The organism is Rhodoplanes sp. SY1 (genome assembly GCF_046000175.1).
GTDB lineage: Bacteria > Pseudomonadota > Alphaproteobacteria > Rhizobiales > Xanthobacteraceae > Rhodoplanes.
On sequence record NZ_JBEOMB010000418.1, the window covers coordinates 1 to 585 of the forward strand.

General features: G+C 69.7%; 1 pseudogene. It reads left to right on the plus strand.

Features of this window, described 5'->3' with window-relative positions:
- Positions 1-585, plus strand: a pseudogene (locus ABTU92_RS30070) (hypothetical protein); the annotation flags it as partial.

Here is a 585-nt window from a genome sequence, read left to right on the forward strand (position 1 = left end):
TCGGCGACGCTCTTCTACGTTCGCCGCGAGCCCGTGACGCTGCGCAGTCATCAGATCTGGCGGCACCGGATCGGCACGCCGGCGGACACCGACGTGATGGTCTACGAGGAGCGCGACCCGACCTTCAGCGTCGCCGTCCACCGGAGCAAATCACGTCGCTACATCCTGATCGAGAGCGACCAGGAGCTGACCAGCGAGGTGCGCTGGCTCCGCGCCGATCAACCGACCGGTGAATTCCAGGTCGTCGAGCCGCGCCGCTCGGGGCTCCGCTACGAGGTCGATCACGCCGGCGACACCGTGTTCGTGCGCACCGATCTCGACGCGGCCGACTTCCGCATCATGACGGCCCCCGAGGCGACGCCGGACGCCGCCCACTGGCGCGAGCTGGTGCCGCAGCGGACCGGCGCCGTGATCCGTCGGATGGAGCCGTTCCGCGACTTCCTCGCCTACGAGGTGGAAGACCAGAACGGCATCGGCATCAGGGTGATGCGGCTGTCGGACCGCAGCGAGACGGCGGTGCCGCAGCCGGCGACGATCGGCGTCGCCACCTCGGCCTTCTTCTACGGCGCCTTCGGCGGCAACCGC